The sequence below is a fragment of the Paenibacillus sp. sg306046 genome (genome assembly GCF_059821225.1).
Genome location: NZ_JCAMRT010000005.1, coordinates 57667 through 78502 on the forward strand (window position 1 = coordinate 57667; position 20836 = coordinate 78502).

General features: G+C 57.4%; 16 protein-coding genes. 8 read left to right on the forward strand and 8 right to left on the reverse strand.

The genetic code is table 11. The features are described 5' to 3' along the window. Window positions 1-190 precede the first annotated feature (190 nt). From AC6ROY_RS06665 to AC6ROY_RS06685, 5 genes are all read left to right on the forward strand, one after another. Window positions 191-1750 carry a helix-turn-helix domain-containing protein gene (locus tag AC6ROY_RS06665; RefSeq protein WP_500099376.1) on the forward strand — a complete coding sequence of 520 codons (1560 nt, stop codon included), beginning with the start codon at window positions 191-193 and terminating at the stop codon, window positions 1748-1750. A 121-nt stretch (window positions 1751-1871) separates the two neighbouring features. Beyond that, window positions 1872-2828 carry an ABC transporter permease gene (locus AC6ROY_RS06670; protein WP_500099377.1) on the forward strand — a complete coding sequence of 319 codons (957 nt, stop codon included), beginning with the start codon at window positions 1872-1874 and terminating at the stop codon, window positions 2826-2828. Next, the gene (locus tag AC6ROY_RS06675; RefSeq protein ID WP_500099378.1) at window positions 2815-3762 is read left to right on the forward strand and encodes an iron chelate uptake ABC transporter family permease subunit; all 948 of its coding nucleotides are present in this window, start codon (window positions 2815-2817) and stop codon (window positions 3760-3762) included. The genes AC6ROY_RS06670 and AC6ROY_RS06675 overlap by 14 nt, the downstream gene beginning before the upstream one ends. Continuing rightward, entirely contained in the window at window positions 3759-4517 is a 759-nt protein-coding gene (locus tag AC6ROY_RS06680) for an iron ABC transporter ATP-binding protein (protein WP_500099379.1), read from the forward strand. The genes AC6ROY_RS06675 and AC6ROY_RS06680 overlap by 4 nt, the downstream gene beginning before the upstream one ends. A 73-nt stretch (window positions 4518-4590) precedes the next feature. Continuing rightward, the gene (locus AC6ROY_RS06685; RefSeq protein ID WP_500099380.1) at window positions 4591-5586 is read left to right on the forward strand and encodes a siderophore ABC transporter substrate-binding protein; all 996 of its coding nucleotides are present in this window, start codon (window positions 4591-4593) and stop codon (window positions 5584-5586) included. 191 nt (window positions 5587-5777) lie between these two features. Here AC6ROY_RS06685 and AC6ROY_RS06690 read toward each other — a convergent pair whose 3' ends face one another. From AC6ROY_RS06690 to AC6ROY_RS06700, 3 genes are all read right to left on the reverse strand, one after another. After that, window positions 5778-6536, reverse strand: a complete 759-nt coding sequence (locus AC6ROY_RS06690) for an AAC(3) family N-acetyltransferase (protein WP_500099381.1) — start codon at window positions 6534-6536, stop codon at window positions 5778-5780. 88 nt (window positions 6537-6624) lie between these two features. After that, window positions 6625-7155: a dihydrofolate reductase gene (locus tag AC6ROY_RS06695; RefSeq protein WP_500099595.1), complete on the reverse strand. Its 531-nt coding sequence runs from the start codon at window positions 7153-7155 to the stop codon at window positions 6625-6627. A 9-nt stretch (window positions 7156-7164) separates the two neighbouring features. Further along, a complete protein-coding gene (locus AC6ROY_RS06700) occupies window positions 7165-7959 on the reverse strand; it encodes a thymidylate synthase (RefSeq protein WP_500099382.1) in 795 nt (264 codons plus the stop codon). Between the two features lie 204 nt (window positions 7960-8163). On the opposite strand from AC6ROY_RS06700, the gene AC6ROY_RS06705 reads away from it, so the two are divergent. From AC6ROY_RS06705 to AC6ROY_RS06715, 3 genes are all read left to right on the forward strand, one after another. Next, the gene (locus AC6ROY_RS06705) at window positions 8164-8964 is read left to right on the forward strand and encodes a Cof-type HAD-IIB family hydrolase (protein WP_500099384.1); all 801 of its coding nucleotides are present in this window, start codon (window positions 8164-8166) and stop codon (window positions 8962-8964) included. Between the two features lie 316 nt (window positions 8965-9280). Beyond that, a complete protein-coding gene (locus AC6ROY_RS06710; RefSeq protein ID WP_500099385.1) occupies window positions 9281-9796 on the forward strand; it encodes a hypothetical protein in 516 nt (171 codons plus the stop codon). Window positions 9797-10096: 300 nt separating this feature from the next. Then, on the forward strand, window positions 10097-10822 hold the full coding sequence (locus AC6ROY_RS06715) for a class I SAM-dependent methyltransferase (protein WP_500099386.1): 726 nt from the start codon (window positions 10097-10099) through the stop codon (window positions 10820-10822). A 469-nt stretch (window positions 10823-11291) separates the two neighbouring features. Here AC6ROY_RS06715 and AC6ROY_RS06720 read toward each other — a convergent pair whose 3' ends face one another. The 5 genes from AC6ROY_RS06720 to AC6ROY_RS06740 all read right to left on the reverse strand — a co-directional run bounded on the left by AC6ROY_RS06720 (window position 11292) and on the right by AC6ROY_RS06740 (window position 20823). Then, window positions 11292-12590 (reverse strand): MGH1-like glycoside hydrolase domain-containing protein, encoded by a 1299-nt coding sequence (locus AC6ROY_RS06720; protein ID WP_500099387.1) that lies wholly within the window; start codon window positions 12588-12590, stop codon window positions 11292-11294. A gap of 28 nt (window positions 12591-12618) precedes the next feature. Next, a complete protein-coding gene (locus AC6ROY_RS06725; protein ID WP_500099388.1) occupies window positions 12619-15267 on the reverse strand; it encodes a family 78 glycoside hydrolase catalytic domain in 2649 nt (882 codons plus the stop codon). Between the two features lie 600 nt (window positions 15268-15867). Then, the gene (locus tag AC6ROY_RS06730; protein WP_500099390.1) at window positions 15868-17325 is read right to left on the reverse strand and encodes a DUF5060 domain-containing protein; all 1458 of its coding nucleotides are present in this window, start codon (window positions 17323-17325) and stop codon (window positions 15868-15870) included. Between the two features lie 229 nt (window positions 17326-17554). After that, complete coding sequence (locus AC6ROY_RS06735) at window positions 17555-19327, reverse strand: DUF5605 domain-containing protein (RefSeq protein WP_500099391.1); 1773 nt, start codon at window positions 19325-19327, stop codon at window positions 17555-17557. Window positions 19328-19350: 23 nt separating this feature from the next. Beyond that, window positions 19351-20823 (reverse strand): DUF5605 domain-containing protein, encoded by a 1473-nt coding sequence (locus tag AC6ROY_RS06740; RefSeq protein WP_500099392.1) that lies wholly within the window; start codon window positions 20821-20823, stop codon window positions 19351-19353. Window positions 20824-20836: the final 13 nt, after the last annotated feature.

Here is a 20836-nt window from a genome sequence, read left to right on the forward strand (position 1 = left end):
GCTCCTCTCGATCCTGTAAATGGGCCTGCGCACTTAACATGCGCGAACGACAGCCGTTTCATTCCGTCATTTCCTGAGGATAACATTGACGCTTGCTGCACAAAACCAGTACGATTTAATGAACACCCTTTTTCAATAGAAGTGTTATTCCTGCACAATATTCACGCTACAAGGAGGAAAGGTGGATCGCATGGAGCCCTCTAATCCTGCACCTGTCAACTTTGCACATATTGAGCTGCAATATACAGAAACACGCGAGGTGCCGCTTGAGCCCGGCAGCCCGTACCGGCAAACGGCAGGCGGCCTGCACCGCTTCCTCATCTGTCCGAGCGCGGACTTATACGTCACGCCCCAATCTGACAGCCTGGATGACTGCACCGTACCGGCTGGCGAGCTGCTGTACCTTCCGGCCGGCCAGCCGGCTGACGTGCAGCTGAGCGCATCGCTAGGCTCCATACTCGTCGTCATCATGTTCCGCCTGCGCTCCGGTCAAGACGCGGTCAGCCTGACCGGCTCGCTGCAGCCCAAAGGCTTCCGGATGCCGCAAATTAAAAATTTGCTCGCCGAATTCATCGCTCATGATGAGCATAGCCATCCGTCGGATTACTTCCGCATGCAATCCCATCTGTATGCGCTCGCTTCGGTCTGTCTTACGTCTGACGTATGGGCAGCGCCGGAGAAAAGGAGCCGTACCGGCGTGGTCGAGGCGCTGCGCCAGCGCATTTCCAAAAACTACGCCGCCCCTCTGGATATGGATCAGCTGGCGAAAAGCTCGGGGATCGGCGTACGGCAAATTAACCTGGAGTTCCACAAGCATGTCGGGTTAAGTCCGCATAAATTTCTGATGACGACACGGCTAAACGCCTCCCTCCGGCTGCTTGCCGACGCCGACATGTCGATCGCGGAAGCGGCCCATGCGGTCGGCTACGCGGACGAATATTATTTCAGCCGGTTATTCAAGAAGGAAATGGGCGTAACGCCAACCGTCTTTGCCTCGCGCGCCCAAGTAGCGCTTGCCAGTCTGACCGTCATTTTCGTCGGCGACTTGTCGGTGCTTGGCATTACGCCGCGTGTGATGATGAAGCGGGACTGGGAGCTCGATACCGCGAACAAAGAGCATTATTTGGCCGAAATCCGGCGCAGCCGCCCCCGATTGATTTTGACGGGACCGGTTGAGAAGACGTTGGAGCAAGAGCTGGCTGACATCGCGCCTGTCAAGGTTATCCCATGGCATCAGCGCCACTGGAAGGAGCGGCTGCTTGAATTCGGCGAGCTGTTTAACCTGCAGTCTGTCGCCCGGCGCTGGCTGGCCGAGTTTGAGCGCAAGGTCGATAACGCCAGGCAGTATGTGAGCCAAACCTTTGGCTCCACGCCGTTTCTCATTATCAGCGCCCGACCGGGCACGTTCCGGCTTTATGGAGCCGGGATGCCCAAGTTTACCAACTTCATCTATAAGGAATTGGCGGTACAGGCCCCGTCCGCTATTGAGCAGCTGCATGTGATCGACACCCCCGCGCTGCGCGAGCTGGCACAGCTCGACTGCGACAATGCCTTGTTTCTGATCGAATACCCTGCCTCCGAAGCCACCCTGCAGCAAATGGCGCAGGAATGGCGCAGCCTGAAGCCGGCCGGCGCCGACGCGCACTGCTTTTTTATTCGTCTCGAACAGCCCTTCCTCTATAATGCCTCGATGCACATGCTGCTCATAGATCAGATCGTTAGTCATATTCTTGTCAAAAAAAACATGTAAATGAATGAAAAATCCATCTGCCTATCAAAAAGTCCATTCCGTTTTCGAATGGACCTTGTTAAGATAGGCTTCGATCGAAAATGAAAATGATAATTGATATCAATTAGATTGGAAGAACACTATGCGAGTTTATGTGCTGGCGCCGGCACTGCTGATTTTTTCCGTGCTTTCTTTATTCGTCGGCGTCTCGGATTTAAGCATAACCGATTTGTTTGCCTTGACCGAGCATCAGCAAGAAGTGCTGGTGATCAGCCGGATTCCAAGGCTGCTGAGCATTTTAATCGCCGGAGCGGGAATGAGTGTGGTCGGACTGCTGATGCAGCAGCTTGCGCGTAACCGGCTCGTCTCGCCTTCGACAGCCGGTACGAATGAATCGGCGATGCTCGGCGTATTAGTTACGCTGCTGGTTTTTCCCGGCGCGCCCATTTTGCTCAAAATTTTGATAGCTTTTGTATTTGCCTTGGCGGGAACGATGGCGTTCATGCATATTCTCAGCCGCATTCAGTTCAAGGACCCGGTGCTGATTGCGCTGGTCGGGCTGATGTTCGGCAGCATCATCGGCTCCATCGCCAGCTTTGTCGCCTTGAAGTACAATTTGCTGCAAAGCGCGTCGAGCTGGCTGCACGGCGATTTCTCCGCCATTTTGAAGGGCCGGTATGAAATGCTGTATATTAGCGTACCGCTGCTGATCGTGGCGTATGTGTTCGCCGACCGGTTTACGATTGCGGGGATGGGCGAGCAGTTTGCCGTCAATCTTGGGCTGAATTACAAGCAGGTCGTGTTTATCGGGCTGACGCTTGTCTCGCTTGTATCGGCAGTCATTTTGCTGACGGTTGGCTCGCTGCCGTTTCTGGGGCTGATCATTCCGAACCTCGTCTCCTTGTACAAAGGCGATCGGCTGCGCAGCAACTTGCCGCATACGGCGCTGGTAGGCGCTTTGTTCGTGCTCATCTGCGATATCATCGGCAGACTGCTGATTTTCCCGTATGAAATTTCAATCGGGCTGATGGTAGGCGTGATCGGCAGCGCGATCTTCCTTTATTTGCTGGTAAGGAGAAATATGTATGCAGGATCGTAGGAAGCTGGTACTGCTGGCGGTTATCGCTCTGGCGCTGATCGTCGTATTTATGACCCTGTATGCCAGCGGCAACTGGGACTATATCATTCCCCGGAGGGCGAAGAAGCTGGCCGCCATCGTGCTGACCGGGACGTCGATCGCCATCGCCACCGTCATTTTTCAAACGTTGACCCAGAACAAAATTTTGACGCCGAGCCTGATCGGGCTTGATTCCTTGTATGTGCTGCTGCAAACGGCGGTTGTGTTTTTCCTGGGATCAACGAAGCTGACCTTTATGGACAAAAACCTGCAGTTTGTCATGGCGCTTGTCGTCATGACGGCGTTTGCCGGCTTGCTGTACAAGCTGCTGTTCCGCAAGGAAGGAAGTCATATTTTGTACCTGCTGCTGGTCGGCATTATTTGCGGGACGTTTTTCTCCAGCTTGTCCTCGTTTCTGCAAATGCTGCTTGATCCCAATGAGTTTGCCGTCGTGCAGGACAAAATGTTCGCCAGCTTTAATGCGGTGAACACGGATATTTTGCTGCTGGCGTCGGGGCTGACACTTGTTGTGCTTGTCTGGTTCCGGAAAGATTTCAAGCTGCTTGATGTGCTGGCGCTCGGCCGGGAGCATGCCATTAATCTCGGGGTAGACCACAACCGGATGACGAAGCGGCTGCTGGTCGCGGTTACGCTGCTCGTCTCCATCTCGACGGCGCTTGTCGGGCCGATTACGTTTCTCGGCTTTCTCGTGGCGAATGTCGCTTACCGGCTCATTGGCTCCTACCGCCACCGGCTCGTGATTCCCGCTGCGATTCTCGTCAGTATCATTGCCTTGGTCGGCGGACAGTTGCTGTTCGAGCGGGTATTTTCGTTTTCGACGGCGCTGAGTGTCATTTTGAATTTTGCAGGCGGTATTTATTTTCTTTACTTATTGCTAAAGGAGAACAAATTGTGATCGAGGTCAGCCAACTATCGAAGCGTTATGGAGATCGACACGGCATTCACGATATTTCACTGCGCATCTCCAAGGGAAAAATCACCTCCTTCATCGGGCCGAACGGCGCCGGTAAAAGCACGCTGCTGTCTGTCATCAGCCGTCTGCAGTCGATGGATGAGGGCACGGTGACGATCGACGGCATGCAGGTAGCCGCTGAGCATACCCGGGAGCTTGCCAAAAAAATTTCCATCCTCAAGCAGTCGAACACGATCCATGTCCGGCTGACCGTTGGCGACCTGGTCGCCTTCGGCAGATTCCCGCATTCCGGCGGCAATTTGACCAAGGAGGACCGCGAGCATGTCGAGGAAGCCATCGCGTATATGAATCTCGGCGACATCCGCGGCAAGTACCTCGACCAGCTCAGCGGCGGCCAAAGCCAGCGGGCGTTTATCGCGATGGTGCTGGCGCAAAATACCGACTACATCCTGCTGGACGAGCCGCTGAACAATCTGGACATGAAGCATTCGGTGCAGATGATGAAGGTGCTGCGCCGGCTGGTGGACGAGCGGGGCAAGACAGTCGTGATGGTGCTGCACGATATCAACTTCGCCTCCGCTTACTCGGATTATATCGTCGGGCTGAAAGATGGCCGCGTCGTGCGCGAAGGCGCAACGGATGACATGATGGAGCCCGGCGCGCTGATGGAAATTTACGACATGGATATTCCGGTGCACATGATTAATGGCAGCAAGGTTTGTCTTTATTTCAAATGAGCCGTCGCGGGGGGTGGGGGGGCTGCCTGTCCGCGCGCTACATTACATACTACATCGTATAGGAGTGTTCATTATGTTAAAGAAAAAATCATTCGCCCTACTCGCTTTGACAATTGCAGGCTCGCTGCTGCTGTCCGCTTGCGGCTCTACAACAGGAGGCGGCGCGACCACCGGCAGCAGCCCGGCGCCAGCGGCAACACCGGCTCCGGCTCCGGCTCCTGAAGCAGCCAAGGAAATTACGATCACCCATTCCCTCGGCACCGCTACGCTGAGAGGCAAGCCTGCGAAAGTCGTCGTCTTCGATTATGCGACGCTGGATACGCTGGACAAGCTCGGCATCGAGGTTGCGGCTCTCCCGCAGGCGAATCTTCCAAAATATTTGTCCAAATACGCCGACTCCAAATACGTGAATGCCGGTACGCTGTTTGAGCCGGATTACGAGAAGCTGAGCGCCCTCAAGCCGGACGTTATCTTCATCGGCGGAAGAACCGGGGAAGCTTACAAGGAGCTGAGCAAGCTTGCGCCGACGATTTCGATGGCTTCCGATTATAAAAACTACACGGCCTCGTTTGCCGCAAACCTGAATAATGTCGCCAAAGTATTCGGCAAAGAAGCGGAAGCAACCAGCGAGCTGGCCAAGCTGAACGCCTCCATCGCCGAGTTGAAGGGCAAAGCGGGCGCGGCAGGCAAAGCGCTGATCGTCCTGACGAACGGCGGCAAGCTGAGCGCTTACGGTCCAGGCTCGCGCTTCGGGATGATTCATGAGCAATATGGCTTTGCGGCGGTCGATGACAAGCTGGATACAGCTACCCACGGCCAAAGCATTACGAGCGAATATATCGTCGAGAAAAACCCTGACGTGCTGTTTGTCGTCGACCGCGACTCGGCTACCGGCGCAGCGGGCGCGAAGCCAGCCAAAGAAGTGATTGAAAATGAGCTGGTGAAGAAAACGAACGCTTATAAAAACGGCAAAATCGTGTACCTCGATTCCAACTACTGGTACTTGTCCGGCGGCGGCCTGCTCTCCGATACCGAAATGGTGAAGGAAGCAGCGGCAGCGGTGAAATAACAGCAGCTTGAACAAACATCCGCACATCCGCGGCCGAGCAAAAAATCCTCCGCACTCACAGCAGCTGTGAGTGCGGAGGATTTTTTAATGCGAGCGTAGAGCAGCCGGGCAGCTGTTCCGCACAGCCCCTGCGCCATAACTATGCGGCACATGCGAAACCCGCGAAATTTCCGGTCAAGCTAAGCTTCCGTTTACCGCAGCGGATCATTATCCGAAAACAAATCCGGATTAGCCTTGAGCATGTCCGTTAGGACGGCTTCTACCTTTGCAGCGTCGCAAACCCTTACCACCGCATCGCCAAGCTGTCCCTTGTACATCGCGCCTGCGCGTTCAAGCACCTCATCCACTTTCCAGAAATGCTGCGACCACGACAGTCCGCAATGTCTGCGGGAAGGCACCGGAATTTCGGTTCCATCGGGTAAAACGGTGTACAGCCTCTCATGACCATCCGTAAGTCTGCCGGGGATGTCCAGCCATTCTTCGACGCCATGTATAAAGGTGTTGCGCTTCAAGTCAACCCCCACCAGCAGGATGGTCGCCCTTCGGTCCAGCAGCTTCCCCCAGGAGGAGCCTCTGGCGCATGGCGTATCGAAGCGGTGATCGTCTTGCGTAAACTCAGCCGAATCCGTGCCCAGAGCCGCCACCGAATGCGTAGGGTGCAGCGAGCGCACGACACCCGGCCGCTTGCGAAAAAGCTCAGGCAATATGCCGACGCAGGACGGGGACTGAGCTACGTAAAATTTCGGATTATCCGCCTTGATATAGGACCACGTATGTGTGGGCAGCACCAGCAGTCCATCCTTCATATACGCTGTCAACGCATCCAGAACGGTGTCTGCTCCACCCTCGACGGGTCCCATGCTTTTCATCGAAGAGTGGACCAACAGCGTCCCGGCGCTGTCGATTCCCAATTGCTCCAATTGCTTCATCAGGCTTTTACTCGTATGCATACTCTCCACCGCTTTCTCGGACATCCTAGCAAACTATGTTCCTGTTCAGTCCGATTCCCTTCTGAAGAAAACATGTCACGCCCAGCCTCTAGTGAGGCAAAGGGGAACCATCCTGACCCGGCTTCCGCACATAGAAGACAAAATCGTAATCATACGGATTTTTCTCGTCGCGTACACCCGCTGTGCGGGACACCTCCTGCCACCCGCCCGGCTCCAGCTCCGGGAAAAACGTATCGGCGGCAAACGTATGCCGGATTTCCGTCACGATCATCCGGTCCGCATGCGGCAGCAGCAGCCGGAACACCTCGGCGCCGCCGATGACAAACAGCTCCTCGTCCGCCTGCTCGCCGCCCCGTCCATATAGCTGCACCGCCTCCATCACGGAGCCGACGACACGACAGCCCTCCGGCGCAAACCGGGCGTCGCGGGTCAGCACCACATTGGTCCGGCCGGGCAGCGGCTTGCCGATCGAGTCATACGTCTTGCGCCCCATCAAAATCGTCTTGCCCATCGTCGTTTGCTTGAAAAATTGCAAATCAGCCGGCAACCGCCACGGCAGCTTGTTATTGACGCCGATCCCGCGCTGCTCGTCCATCGCAAAAATAAAGGTGATCAACAGGTCGCCCTCCTAGATCGCAATCGGCGCTTTGATGCCGGGGTGCGATTGATAATCGACAAATTCGAAATCCTCATACCGATAGTCAAATATCGACTCCGGCTTGCGTATGATGCGCAGCGTCGGCAGCGGATACGGCTCGCGCGTCAGCTGGAGCTGAACCTGCTCCTGGTGGTTCGCATAGATGTGGACATCTCCGCCCGTCCAGATCAGCTCGCCGACCTCCAGCCCGCATTGCTGCGCGATCATATGCGTCAGCAGCGCATACGAAGCCAGATTAAACGGCAGCCCCAGAAACGTATCGACCGATCGCATCTGGAACATACATGACAGCCGGCCTTCCGCTACATAAAATTGAAAGGCATAATGGCAGGGCGGAAGCGCCATCCCGTCCACCTCGGCCGGATTCCAGGCGCTGACGAGATGCCGGCGGGAATCCGGGTTCGCCTGCAACTGGTCGATCAGCTTCGCGATCTGATCTACAACTTGTCCGTTCGGACCAAGCCAGGTGCGCCACTGCGCGCCGTACACCCGTCCCAGATTGCCGTCCTCATCCGCCCACTCATCCCAGATCGTCACGCCGTTCTCCTGCAAAACTTTCACATTCGTGCTGCCGCTCAAAAACCACAGCAGCTCGTGGATGATGGAGCGCATATGCAGCTTTTTCGTCGTGAGCAGCGGAAATCCTTGCCGCAGGTCCACCCGAAGCTGCCGGCCGAATACCGACACCGTGCCCGTGCCTGTACGATCCGACTTCACGGCCCCGTTCTCTTGTATATCTCGAAGTAAATCCAGGTAAGCCTTCATCTAACCGTCACCCCGTTTTCCCTATACAAGGCCGCACGATTCAGCTGTTCAGCCTGCGCGCCTGTATGCGATTCATGTTCTGCCGAGCATTCCCTTCCTAGTATAGCAAACCGCTCTCCGTTGCAAAAGACGGCTCGCGCATTGATATCCCGCTTCCTGAGGCCTATAATGAAGGAAAACGGGATTGGCGGGAGAGGATTAGCCATGTATACGATGATTGCGATTGATATTGACGACACCTTGATTAATGATGAGAAGCAGGTAACGCCGGGCACGGAGCAGGCGCTGCGGGCGGCGATGGCCAAGGGCGTCGTCGTGACGCTCGCTACCGGACGCATGTATGCGTCGGCCAATCAATTGGCCGCTCAGCTCGATCTGAATGTGCCGCTCATTACCTACCAAGGCTCGCTGGTCAAAAAATCGCTCGACGGCGAGGTGCTGTACGAGCGTTATGTGCCGCTGACTGCGGCACGCGCAATTTATGAATATTGCAAAACAAATGAATTACATTTGCAAACCTATCTGGATGATTTGCTCTACGTGCAGGAGGATAATGCGAAAGCGCAGGCGTACGCGGCGCTGTCGAAAATTCCGTATATCGTCGAGCCGGATTTCGCCGCGCTGATCGAACGGCCGTCCTTCAAGCTGCTGATCATTGATGAGCCGGACAAGCTGGACCGGGTTGCCCAAGAGCTGCGCGGTCTGCTCGGCACCGAGGTGCACATTACGAAGTCCAAGCCGCACTTCCTGGAAATTATGCACGTGGAAGGCACCAAAGGCCACGCGCTGGCCCATCTCGCCGAGCACTTCGGCTTTGGATTGGAGCAGGTCATTGCGGTTGGCGACAGCTGGAATGACCATGAGCTGCTGGAAACTGCCGGACTCGGCGTCGCGATGGCCAACGCTGTGGATTCGTTGAAGGCGATCGCAGACTACATCACGTTAAGCAACAACGAGGACGGCGTGAAGCATGTCGTGGACAAGTTTATTTTTCAGACCGTCTAGCGGCCTGTCCACTGATGTTGTCATGAAGTCCGAACGCCGGACTGCACCGTTCCTTAGCCAGCCGTCATGAGCCTAAGCTCCCGACGGCTGGTTTTTCTTGTCAACCGTTGTCCATCACAACAGACATGTGTCCGTTCCAGGGAGCTTGCAGGTTCCGGAGCGGCTCAGCCGAGATTTTCCAGAGCTGTGGCTTGACGAGCCTCCGCTTTTTTCGGTTCACCTTTCCTCTTTCCTTACATATAGTTGGTAAGGGTGTCATAGGCGCCGGCCTATGTTCAGGAAATCATTTTACCCTGAAGAGGAGAGGATAACATGGATGAATTTGATCCGAATGCGGCTCCTTCGCAGCGCGGCCTATTTCCCGGCTTACCGGGTGGCGGCCTTGGGGGGCCGGGTATGCCCGGTGGGCCAGGTATGCCCGGCGGGCCAGGTATGCCCGGCGGGCCGGGTATGCCCGGCGGGCCAGGTATGCCCGGCGGGCCATTTATGCCCGGTGGGCCGGGTATGCCCGGCGGGCCAGGTATGCCCGGCGGGCCGGGTATGCCAGGCGGGCCATTTATGCCCGGTGGGCCGGGTATGCCCGGCGGGCCATTTATGCCCGGTGGACCGGGTATGCCCGGCGGGCCAGGTATGCCCGGCGGGCCTGGTATGCCCGGCGGCGGGCCTGGGGGGCCGGGCGGCGGACCGGGAGCGCCCCAGTCGGCTCCGCCTTCCTTTATCCCGCAAAAAACAGCTCAACTGTACGCAGTCGACCCAGGCAGCATCCGTAGATGTCTGTTTCGCTTTGTGTACATCTGGCAGCAAAATGGAGAGCAGTATTGGATTTATTTGACATTTGTCGGGCGTAATTCAATTTCCGGCTTTCGCTGGTACGGTGTCGGCCCCGTCGGGTATTGGATTTACTTCGGACTTGATTTGCGGAGAATTGAATCGTTCTTCTGCTGGCCGTAAGACAGTTGAAGAAAAAACCTGCGTCCTCTGTACGAGATGCGCAGGTTTTTTCGGCTGTAAGCCGCTTCTACCCGCAAACAGGAGCAAGAAAAAAACAGCCACCCGTGACAGCCGTCCACATCCATTTTCCCGGACGCACATACGCTACATAGATACCTGTGGAGAAGTGAGGGGACGTGTGATGCGTTACTTGGATATGCTGACTCGCCTCGGCATCGGCAGCGCCCATCCGGGCGGCTTCGCTGCCACGCTGGCACAGCTGGAGCGGTATCCGCTGCCTGCGGGCGGGCGAATTTTGGAGGTTGGCTGCGGCACTGGCCGTACCTCCTGTTATTTAGCGCGGCAGGGCTATCAGGTGACCGGGCTGGACCTGCGGCCCGAGATGCTTGCCAAAGCCGAGGCCCGCTCCCGCGCCGAGCAATTAAACGTAGAATGGGTGCAAGGCGATATAACGGCGCTGCCTTTTGAGGATGAAACATTTGAGGTTGTGTTGGCCGAATCGGTGACCAGCTTCGCCGTCATCCCGGATGCGCTGCGCGAGTATGGCCGGGTGCTCCGTTCCGGCGGGACGCTGTATGACCGGGAGGTCATCGCGTTTGCAACGATGGGCACAGCATCAAGCGAGCAATTGTGCGCGTTTTTCGGGTTCGACAAGCTGTACACGGAAACGAATTGGCTGGGCGCTCTCGCAGCAAGCCCGTTCACGAGCTACGAGCTGCTGGAGCGCTCTCTGTTCCAGGAGCATCTGGGCGAGGACCAGCTCAAGCATCCGGACGCCCAGCAAATTTCCGATGGCTCCGCCTTTTTCGATCTGGCGCTCTGGGAAATATCCATGCGTCACGATGAGCTGATTCACTCGCATAGAACCGAGCTTGGCTACACCTTAATCAGGGCGATCAAGGGCTGAACGCCCGGTTGGCCCACGCGCTGCGACGAAACAGCGGCCCTCCTTTACTACTGGAAGCCGGTTAATCGTTATATCGAACACTTATCAACAGAATATCCACAAAATTCACAAAGTTATGCACAAAAACTCACAATCCATCCACATATCCACCCTGTTTACACACAAATCTGAAGCTGAACACCAAGCTTTTTCCAGTTCCATATTTCAAAACAGGAGTATTTACAGCCAGTTATGCACAGACTTATTCACAATGTATGCACAATCTATGCACAACTTGAGTTTTGCTTCATCGAAGCTGCGGATAACTTACCGTTATGTCTGCTTTCCTATGTGGACGAAGCGGGTTGCGGGTTGCGGGCTGTGACCTGCCCCAACCGCTCCGCCTCCTTGGCCGAAGCACAAAAAACGCCAGCCGCTTCCTGAATGCTGCAGCAGCAGACATCAGAAAAGAGGCTGGCGTTTCGTTGGTTTAGGACAAATGGCGGCTTAGCGGCTCCTTGCCGTTCCACTCGTCGATCATATTCAGCACCAGCAGGTTCCAATTCAGAAACCCGCCGTTCATCACCGGTTCCCCGGTTTCCGGATTGTAATATTCATGCAGCGTGCCGGTTTGCTCAAGATCGCGGCCCAGCAGCTCGACAGTTGCCCGGCAAATTTCCCCGGCCTCCTCGCGGCGGCCATAGTTCATCAAGCCGCGGAAAACGACATAATTGGCGACAATCCAGATCGGACCCAGCCAGTTGGACGGGTTATTCGTCACTGACAAATCATACATTTTCTCATCGCGGGACAATGTCCGGACCCCATAATCGCTGGCGAACGTTTCCGGATCGCTGGCATGCCGTTCGGCGAGCAGCGCCGCCTGGGTATCGTCGGCCGCGCCGCACCAGAGCGGCAGAAATCCGGTCCAGGCCCGGATTTTGATCGGCAGCGTGTTCCAGAACACGCCAAGCCCCTGGTGAAACCAGTCGTACGCCCGCGTTCGGATATCGACATCGACGGAATAAAAAAACTTGTCCCGCCGGTCCCAGCATTCACGCTGGATCGCCGCCTGCAGCGCTTCCGCCTTGGCCGTATACTGCGCTGCACGTTTGCGGTCTTCGCCGTCCAGCTGCCCCGCCAGCAGCGCCATCGCTTTCAGCTCGCTGACCATAAAGCCGTTCAGAAACATATTCGCGGTTGAAAATCGCGGTCTGCCAAATGTCGCCGGATCATTGTCCATCCCGATCATCACATCGTCGACCCATACGTACAGCCCGGTCCGTTCATGATAATAATACCGGTCGTAGCACGCAAAATAAGCTTCCAGGCCGCCCATGTACGGATGCATCCACGTATAGTCGCCGCTAACTCCGCTAATAAGAGCCATCTGCTGGCACAAAAACGGCTTGTGCATATTCAGAATTTCGCCTTCCTTATGCTTGGTGATCAGATAAGGCTCCTGAACCCCCTCGGCCTCCTTCATGATCATCATCGGAATGTAACCGTCCTCCAGCTGATGATCCATGAAGTTGTGGACGTTGCCCTTGGCGTAAATCAAATACCGCTCCGTTTCCTCAGGGCTCTCGGCCAAATTGAGCAGCGCATACACAGCCCAGAAGGAATCCCAGTCCCATAGATTGCCGTCATAGACGGAGCCGGGATCAACAAACGGGTGACGCAGGAAATGCGTCGGCTCCTTCAACGTCAGATGCGCCTGGCTGCGAATGAAGTCCCGCAGCTTGCCCGCATAATCCGGATTATAGCCTGCCGTAGTCGTCGATGTCATACGTATTGTCCCCTCCCGCGCCTGAGCCTTACAGCTCAACAGGCCGCTTGCTGACGAACGTATACCGGCCAGAGCCGATCCGGTATTTCCGCTTGCCGCCTTCTACACCCAGCTCCTCCGCGTCGGCAGGCACGTCCAGCACATCGGCCGGCACGTACACCGTCGCCTTCGTGTTGGCAGGCACGACGACCTCCAGCACGAAACGGTCCGTCTCCAGCTGCCAGCCGCTGCGAATCGGTCCATAACCGCTGTCCACCTCAGCCTGCACATGCGTCAACCGGCCGCCAGGACGCGGATGAATGACAATATGCTTGAAGCCCGGCTGTGCGGCATCCGCGTCGATTCCGGCCATGTACCGGTACATCCATTCGCCGACAGAGCCGAGCGAATAGTGGTTGAAGGAATTCATGCCGGGATTTTGGAAGCCCGCCTCCTCTGTCCAGCCGTCCCAGCGCTCCCAGATTGTCGTCGCGCCATGCTTGACGGAATACAGCCAGGACGGGAACGTATCCTGATGCAGCAGCGTATATGCCAGCTCCGTCAACCCGTGCTCGGTTAAGGCGGGCAGCAGGTAGCCGACGCCAAGGAAGCCCGTGGACAGATGATTGCCGTTTTCGCGGATCAGCTGCTCCAGTCGGCTCGCGGCGAGCGGCAGCAGCTCCGGAGGCAGCAGATCGAAGTACAACGCCAGTACATAGACCGTTTGCGTATCCCCTTCGATCAAGCCTTGCTCGTTCACATAACGCTTGGTGAAGGCGGTACGGATTTGACGGGCCAGCTCTTCATAATGCGCGGCGTCGGCTTCCTGGCCGACAACCGCCGCAATACGGGCGAACAGCGAAGTGCTGTAAGCGAAATACGCGGTTGCCAGGACATCATTTGGCGTATCCGCCTTAATCGACAGCCAGTCCCCATAGTTCGCATGATCCGGGCGAATTAGATCAGTCGCCGTCGTTTTGCAATATTCGACCCATTTTTTCATCGGCTCGTAATGCTGCTCCAATAGGCGTACATCGTCATACATCAAATACAGCGTCCACGGAATGACAACACCCGCATCGCCCCAGCCTGCATTATCCGGAGCAAACCAGTTGACATGACGCTGCTTCCATTCGAACCAGCCCGCATCGGGGGCTACGTCCGGGAAGGCGCCTTCCGGCGTCTGGAAGTCAACCATGTCGGTCATATATTTGATGAAAAACCGCGATACGTCCATGTTATATGCAGCCGTCCGGATGAAAATCTGCGCATCGCCGGACCAGCCTAGCCGCTCATCGCGCTGCGGGCAATCCGTCGGCACACTCACATAGTTGCCGCGCTGTCCCCAGCGGATGTTGCTGATCAGCTTGTTCAGGCTTGCATCGGACGTTTCCAGCGTCCCGGTCGGCGGCGTATCCGAATGTGCAACCCGTCCCGTCACCGCATCAGCCGTCAGCTCGCCCGGATATCCTTCCACCTCGACATACCGAAAGCCATGGAACGTAAAGTGCGGCTCGTACACCTCCGTACCTTCGCCGCGCAGGATATAAATATCCTCTTGCACAGCACGGCGCAAGTTTTGGATGTACAGCGTGTCATCCTCCTGAATCATCTCGGCATGACCAAACTTCACACGGGTACCTGCCGGTCCGCTGACCTGCAGCCTGATCCAGCCGACCATATTTTGTCCCAGATCGACCATATACGTGCCGCGCGGCGTTGACCAAATCTTCACCGGACGCACTGATTCCGTTACCCGAACCGCACGGTCCGGCTGCGCCGTCAACAAGCCGCTGTATGGCTCCAACACCTCTGCGGACCTCCATGCGTCGGCGTTGAAGCCTGCTGTCGTCCAGCCGATCGGCTCCTGCCGCGCGTCATACGTCTCGCCCATCAGCATATCGGAATACGCAATTGCGCCATGACTCATCATCCAGCTGCCATCCGACACAACACGTGAGCGGCTGCCGTCCGTATATTCGATCTCCAGCTGCAGCAGCGCACTTGGACTTGTCCCATAAATACAGCGCCCCATCATGCCGACATGTCCCGCATACCAGCCTGTGCCGAGCACAATGCCCAGCGCATTGGCTCCGGACGCGAGCAGCGACGTCACATCATACGTCTGGTATTGCGTACGCACCTCGTAATCCGTCCAGCCGGGGGCGAAATAATCGCCGCTAACCCGCGCTCCGTTCACGTGCAGCTCATAGACGCCGCGGGCCGTCGCGTACACAAATGCCCGTTTAACCGGCTTGTCGGCTGCAAATTCCTTGCGGAGATATAACGCAGGCGGCAGCTCCGTCGCCGCATCGACCGTCTCGCCGATCCATTCGCCGTGCCAATCGGCTGACGCGAGCAGCCCCATCGACCAGCTTGCAGGCTCGCTCCAGCCGGACTCCGCTCCGCCTCGCTCCCATACCTTGACCTTCCAGTAATATACCTGCCCCGCCTGCAGCTGGCTGCCAGCAAAAGCAACTTGCACAGAACGGTCGGACACAACCTTACCGCTGTCCCACACATCGCCTTGATCTTGGTCAAGCAGCTCCGAATCAGTCGCTACAAGCACGTGATACGCTTCCTGCCACTGGGACGCTTGCTCGGATTCCAGTACCCAGCCAAATCGCGGCTGCAGCGTATCCAGGCCAAGCGGCTGCTCCATGGATTCCACCCGCAGGCGACGAACTTCGATAGACATTTCCTTTTCCTCCTCAGATTTCCGTTTCAAAATTGCCTGATTTATGCGGCGCTTGTTCCCGTGTCTGTAAAACCACTTTTACAGCAGCTTCCTGAGACTAGCGAGCCGCTTCAAATCCATCGCACAAGGTCTTCATGACAGCTGAACACTGAACGCCAGACGGCGTTCTCCCTTGACCACCCGCCACAAATCCGCCCCGCACCAAGCGCTCCTTGTCAACCATATGTCCGCCTCCAGTAGACATTTGTTTTTAAAAGGTGGACATTCCCCCACCATCTCTGCCACCGGCCTTATGTCCATATGTGGACTCTGGCGCGCCTGAACCTACTAAATCCGGGATTCAAGCTCACTTGCACACTCACAGCCGAGGTACATCCCTATCTATGTCCACCCTTCAAAAGACAAATATTCGATAAAAGTCCTCCCCCGGAGGACATTTCCTAGCCGGTGCTTATCCTGACGCTTTCATTGACATTTTCCCAGACACTTTCATGGACACTTTCCTTGACACTATCCCGGACGCTTCCCTTGACACTTTTCTCGATACTTTCATTGACGCCATCCCAGACGCTTCCCTTGACACTAGCACACTTCACCCGGCTATCCGACGTACGGCTCCAGCGCTGTCGCCCGCACCGCCATATACGACTGACGCGGCAGCGGGATTATGCAGCTTCCTTCTACGGCGCCCTCCAGCCGCTCAACCTGCATATGCCAGGTGTCGATCACCTCGATCCGGAACAACCGGCCCTCAGGCAGCTCCAGCTCCCAACTGGCCGGACGGCTGACGCCCAAATACCACCAGAAGCAGTCCCGTTGCTCCGGCTTGCGCCACAGATCCGCTTGTCCCTGCTCCATCAGCTCGCGCAGAAAGGCGATCCGCCGCGGGCTTTCCCCGTGCAGCTTGCCGCCCCGTGAAATCCAGGAATCGTCGCCGAATACTTCGCCGTGCGCCGCATAGCCACCGTGTACCATGCTGTCCCAAAAGCGGCTGACCAGCTCCTCTCCCGGCACATTGCCCCAGCGGCGGGGCGAGTTGCCTTCGTAGCAGCATTCATCCAGGACAACCGGCTTGCCATGCGTGCGAATCCATTCCGTCATCAAGCTGGAATCCCAATGCTGCACGCTTTGGTGAGTTATCCACGGTTTGGAATAATTATACGTAGAGGTCCGGGTGTAATCGTACATTTTGGTGCCATTATGAATGGAAAGCAGATGTCCGTACGGATCATAGCGACGCACGTATCGGCAGACGCGATCCCAATCATCCATCGTCTTGTGTACGTTAAAGTCAAACTCATTGGCCAGCGACCACCAAACGTTGCGGAAGGAGGACAGCCGGGCGATCACGTAACGAAGATACAGCTCCTCCGTTTCCGGCTCCAGCTGCTCGAAGCCCCAGACCCCCATATCATAAGGGTGGAACAGGATGATGTCCGCTTCGATGCCAAGCCGCTGCAAGTCCGTAATCCGCCGTTCCAGATGGGCGAAAAAAACCGGATTAAACCGGCTGACATCCGCCCCCGTTTCCCGGCTTCCGGCGAAAGCCAGCTGCCGCGAATGCATATCGCCGGTCGGCAGTATGCACATCCGCACCTTGTTAAACGGCGAAGCCGCCAGCTCGGACAACGTCAGCTCCTCTTCCGCCTCGTCCTCGTGGTGGACCCAATGGTATAACGTCGTGCCGAATGGCAAATAAGGCGTGCCGTCCGCAAACCTGAACCGGTACGCGTCGTGCGCCTGGACGAGCCCATGGCTGTCCGCCTCCGGTTGAACGGCCTCGAAGCTGCCCTCCAGCCCATCCAGCTGCCCGCTGCTGCTGCGGGTCCTATACGTCCACTTGCCCGGCGTATCCGGCATAAAGCGAAGCTTGTACACGCCATCGCCGTCATAAAAGCCCTCTGCCTCCACGGTCCGGTTGCCGCGGCTGAACTCGGCGTAAAAGATGACCTCTTGATAAGGATTACCGGTCCGGGGACCGTCGAAGCTGCGCTCATACCGCCCCCAGCACGGGATAGCGGCTCCTGCTCCATTTGCGTTAGCGCTTTGCTGATCCATACATTCCTCCGTTTCTGGCTCCATGCTCCGTATATTTCGACCTGTTCAGATCGTTCTGTACTACGGTTTCAGCTCATCTGTACTAAGGGAGCTATACGAGCACTTCTGTATCACTGAGCAGTACGGCCGCTTCTGTACTGCCCGCCTCGCCCGCTGGCCGACCACTCAGTAGCTCTTATCTGCTGTTGTCTGCTCTTATCTGCTCTTATCTGCTCTTATCTGCTCTCACTCAGCTCTCATCCGCTCCAGCCGTATCCGCCCGCAGCCGCTCATCGGCCCGGATGAAATTGTCGTCGGCTTCCAGACGATGCGCAACCGCCGGGCGCTGTCCGCTGCCGTTCGCTGCCCGCGACGCCCGTACGGCAAACACAGATGGCCGCCCGGACAGCTCGCCATGCCGGTCAGACGAGGCCGCTCCGGCATTCGGCACAGCGCGGCTGCAAATACGCAGCGCTTGGTACAGCTTCGACGGCAGCGGCACATGAATATGGCCGTCCGCGCCGAAGTCGCCTTCGACGTCCGTTACCGTCATCTCCCACACGTCGATCAGCTCGACGGCATAGCGGCCCGGCGGTACAGTCAGCTCCTTGTACGGAAAGCGGTGCAGGCCGTGATACTGCAAATAAAACAGCCCGTCCGCGCCAAGCGTCGCCGCATCATAATATTCCGGCATATACCGCAGACCGGCAGGCGCATTTTCCAGCACCCGGCGCAAGAAAGCTACGCGAGACGCCGATTCGCCGGCAAGCCGTCCGCCATGCGTTTGCCAAGTGCCGCCGCCAACCGAAGCGGATTGCCCGGTCAGCGCGCTCACAAACGCCTCGCCATGCCCGGCATAGCCGCCTCGGCAGACGCTGTTCCACAGTCTGCTGATCAGCTCCTCCGCAGGCAAGCTGTCCTGCAGTCTCGGCGCATCGCCCTCGCCCCCGCACACATCGAGCAGCACAGGCTTGCCGTGCAGCGCCGCATAACGTGATACCTGGCTCGGATCATAGCACTGCAGGCTGACATGGGTAACAGCAGTCGCGGCAAAATCGAGAAACGGGTCCGCCGTATGAATCGTCAGCAGATGCCCTTCCCCGCCATAAGCCAGCACCTGCCGCAGCCATGCCTCACTTGCTGCCGGCGTCAATCCGTCCGCTCCGGCCTGCAGCGCCCAACCGACATGCCGGTACGCGCCGTAGCGGCTGACCAGCTCACGCAAGCCCGCCGCCTCTTCCGCATCGCCGAGGCCTCCGTTCAGCAGCAGCTCGGCTTCGATTCCCAGCTCGCCGAGCTTGGCTACTGCCGCTTCCAGCCCGCGGTCCGCGGGTCGGCGCACATCAGCCTGCAGCCTTACCTTCGTGAAGGCTGCTTCACTCAGGGCAGCGAGTGTTGCATCCAGCGCTGACTCCTCATACCCGTGCAGGCACGTTGTACCTAACGGGTAATACGGCGTGCCATCCGCGTAAGCGAATTCCCGCGGGCCGATGACCCGGACCGGGCCGCGATTGCCCGGACCCGGCGCTGTGCAGGTAAACTGCCCGCCGCCGCTCCCCAGCGTATAGGCCCATTCGCCCTCTTCATCCGGCATAAATCGGATGACCATCCGCCCTTCCTCGTCGCGGAAAGCAAACCGCTCGCGGGTTAGACGCGGCTCTGCGAGCCGTATAAAAACCGCCCGCAGCGGACCCCCGCCCGGCTCCGATGCCTGAAGCGCCTGCCCCGAGCCGAGCCCCCCGCTCACTCTGCTCTCACCCTCGGCTGCGCTCCTGTCTCCAGCTACGCTCCCATCCTCGGCTTCTCCCCCGGCTCCTGCTCTGCTCCCATCTCCGGCTGCAACCCCGACTCCTGACGTGCTCCCATCTCCGGCTGCAACCCCGACTCCTGCCGTGCTCTCACCCTCGACTACGTCCCCGGCTCCCGCTATGCTCCCATCCTCTGCTACGATCAGCTCCAGCATCCCCCAACGCTCCACCTGCCGTATCAGGCTGCCTGCCGATCCTGCCGCTGTTCCCGTCATTACGCCAACACCTCCATCAAGCTTTATATCGCCCTGACCCGGACAGCCATATACGGGCGGCCCGGCATCGCAATGCCGGTTACACCAGAGTACGCGCCATCCAGCGGGGTAATGGTCATATTCCACGTATCAATCAGCTCAATCGCATACTGCCGGTCCTCCGGCAGCGGCAGCTCACGGTACGCCGGGCGGTGATTGTTGTAATATTGGAGAAAATACGTATCCTCGCTCCCCAGCGTCGGCACGTCGCGGAACCGCTCCTGCGGCCGCAGGCCGGCCGGAGCCTCATCGACGATCTGGCGCATAAACGCCAGCCGCCCCGGCGTATCTCCGTACAGCTGACCGCCGCGCGCCCACCAGATCACGTTGTCGGGATGCATGAACGTTTCACCGTGACCGCCATAGCCGCCCCGTGCGAAGCAATCCCAGAACTTGGCCGTCATCTCCTCGCCGGAAATATTGCCCCAGCGCTGCGGCAGGTTGCCTTCGTAGCAGCATTCATCGACAATAACCGGCTTGCGGTACAACGCGCTCCATGATTTCATCAACGTGACATCCCAATGCTGCATGCTGACATGCGAAATCCATGGCTTCGTATGGTCGTAATAAATGATTGCGCCGGGATTGTACATACTCGATCCGTTATGAATCGAACGCAGATGCTGATACGGATCACATTCCAGCACCGTGCGCAGCAAACGGTCCCAGTCGCTCATCACCTTTTCCTTCATAAAATCAAATTCATTCGCAAGCGACCACCAGACATGGCGGTACGCGCCCAGACGGGCAATCACATAACGCAGGTAAAAGTCGTCCGTCTCCGCCGACATCCGGTCGAAGCCCCAATGACCGACATCGTAAGGGTGGAACAAAATCAGATCAGCCTCAATTCCCAGCTCCTGAAGCTGGACAAGCCGCTTCTCCAGATTGGCGAAGTATACCGGATTAAACCGCTCCCAGTCGAAGCCAGCGGCCCTGGAGCCCTCGAACGGAAAGTACGCGGGTTCATTGGCATTAAAGCTGTACCGCTTCGGAAACAGGCACATGCGGATTTTGTTAAACGGGCTTTGCCGCAGCGTAGCCAGCGTCTCCTCCTGCAGCGCTTCATCCTGATGCGTCCAGGCGTAGGAGGTTGTCCCGAACGGCACGTAGGACGTCCCGTCCTCATAGTGGAAGTGCAGGTCGTCGCGAACACGGACCGGTCCATGATTGTCCGCCGCAGCCGACGTACATACAAATTCGCCGCTGGCGCCGGCCAGCTCGGCATGACTGCTGGAAACCTCATAGGTCCAGACGCCTTCCGTATCCGGCATAAATCGGATTTTGTAGCTGCCGTTCCCGTCGTAGAAGCCGTCTACCGCAACTGTGCGCTGCCGGTGCCGGAACACGGCGCCCAGTGTAACTTCTTTGTACGGATTGCCTGCGGAAGGACCGGCAAGCGTCAGCTCAATCATACCCCAGCGTTCGATCGTCTTGTTGGACAGTAATGGTCTCATCTCTATCACTCCT

Coding starts and splice junctions, on each gene's coding strand:
- AC6ROY_RS06735 (WP_500099391.1), bottom strand. CDS start 19,327: ATGACGGGAACAGCGGCAGGATCGGCAGGCAGCCTGATACGGCAGGTG.
- AC6ROY_RS06675 (WP_500099378.1), top strand. CDS start 2,815: ATGCAGGATCGTAGGAAGCTGGTACTGCTGGCGGTTATCGCTCTGGCG.
- AC6ROY_RS06710 (WP_500099385.1), top strand. CDS start 9,281: ATGAATTTGATCCGAATGCGGCTCCTTCGCAGCGCGGCCTATTTCCCG.
- AC6ROY_RS06725 (WP_500099388.1), bottom strand. CDS start 15,267: ATGTCTATCGAAGTTCGTCGCCTGCGGGTGGAATCCATGGAGCAGCCG.
- AC6ROY_RS06740 (WP_500099392.1), bottom strand. CDS start 20,823: ATGAGACCATTACTGTCCAACAAGACGATCGAACGCTGGGGTATGATT.
- AC6ROY_RS06720 (WP_500099387.1), bottom strand. CDS start 12,590: ATGACATCGACGACTACGGCAGGCTATAATCCGGATTATGCGGGCAAG.
- AC6ROY_RS06690 (WP_500099381.1), bottom strand. CDS start 6,536: ATGCATACGAGTAAAAGCCTGATGAAGCAATTGGAGCAATTGGGAATC.
- AC6ROY_RS06685 (WP_500099380.1), top strand. CDS start 4,591: ATGTTAAAGAAAAAATCATTCGCCCTACTCGCTTTGACAATTGCAGGC.
- AC6ROY_RS06715 (WP_500099386.1), top strand. CDS start 10,097: ATGCGTTACTTGGATATGCTGACTCGCCTCGGCATCGGCAGCGCCCAT.
- AC6ROY_RS06670 (WP_500099377.1), top strand. CDS start 1,872: ATGCGAGTTTATGTGCTGGCGCCGGCACTGCTGATTTTTTCCGTGCTT.
- AC6ROY_RS06665 (WP_500099376.1), top strand. CDS start 191: ATGGAGCCCTCTAATCCTGCACCTGTCAACTTTGCACATATTGAGCTG.
- AC6ROY_RS06700 (WP_500099382.1), bottom strand. CDS start 7,959: ATGAAGGCTTACCTGGATTTACTTCGAGATATACAAGAGAACGGGGCC.
- AC6ROY_RS06705 (WP_500099384.1), top strand. CDS start 8,164: ATGTATACGATGATTGCGATTGATATTGACGACACCTTGATTAATGAT.
- AC6ROY_RS06730 (WP_500099390.1), bottom strand. CDS start 17,325: ATGGATCAGCAAAGCGCTAACGCAAATGGAGCAGGAGCCGCTATCCCG.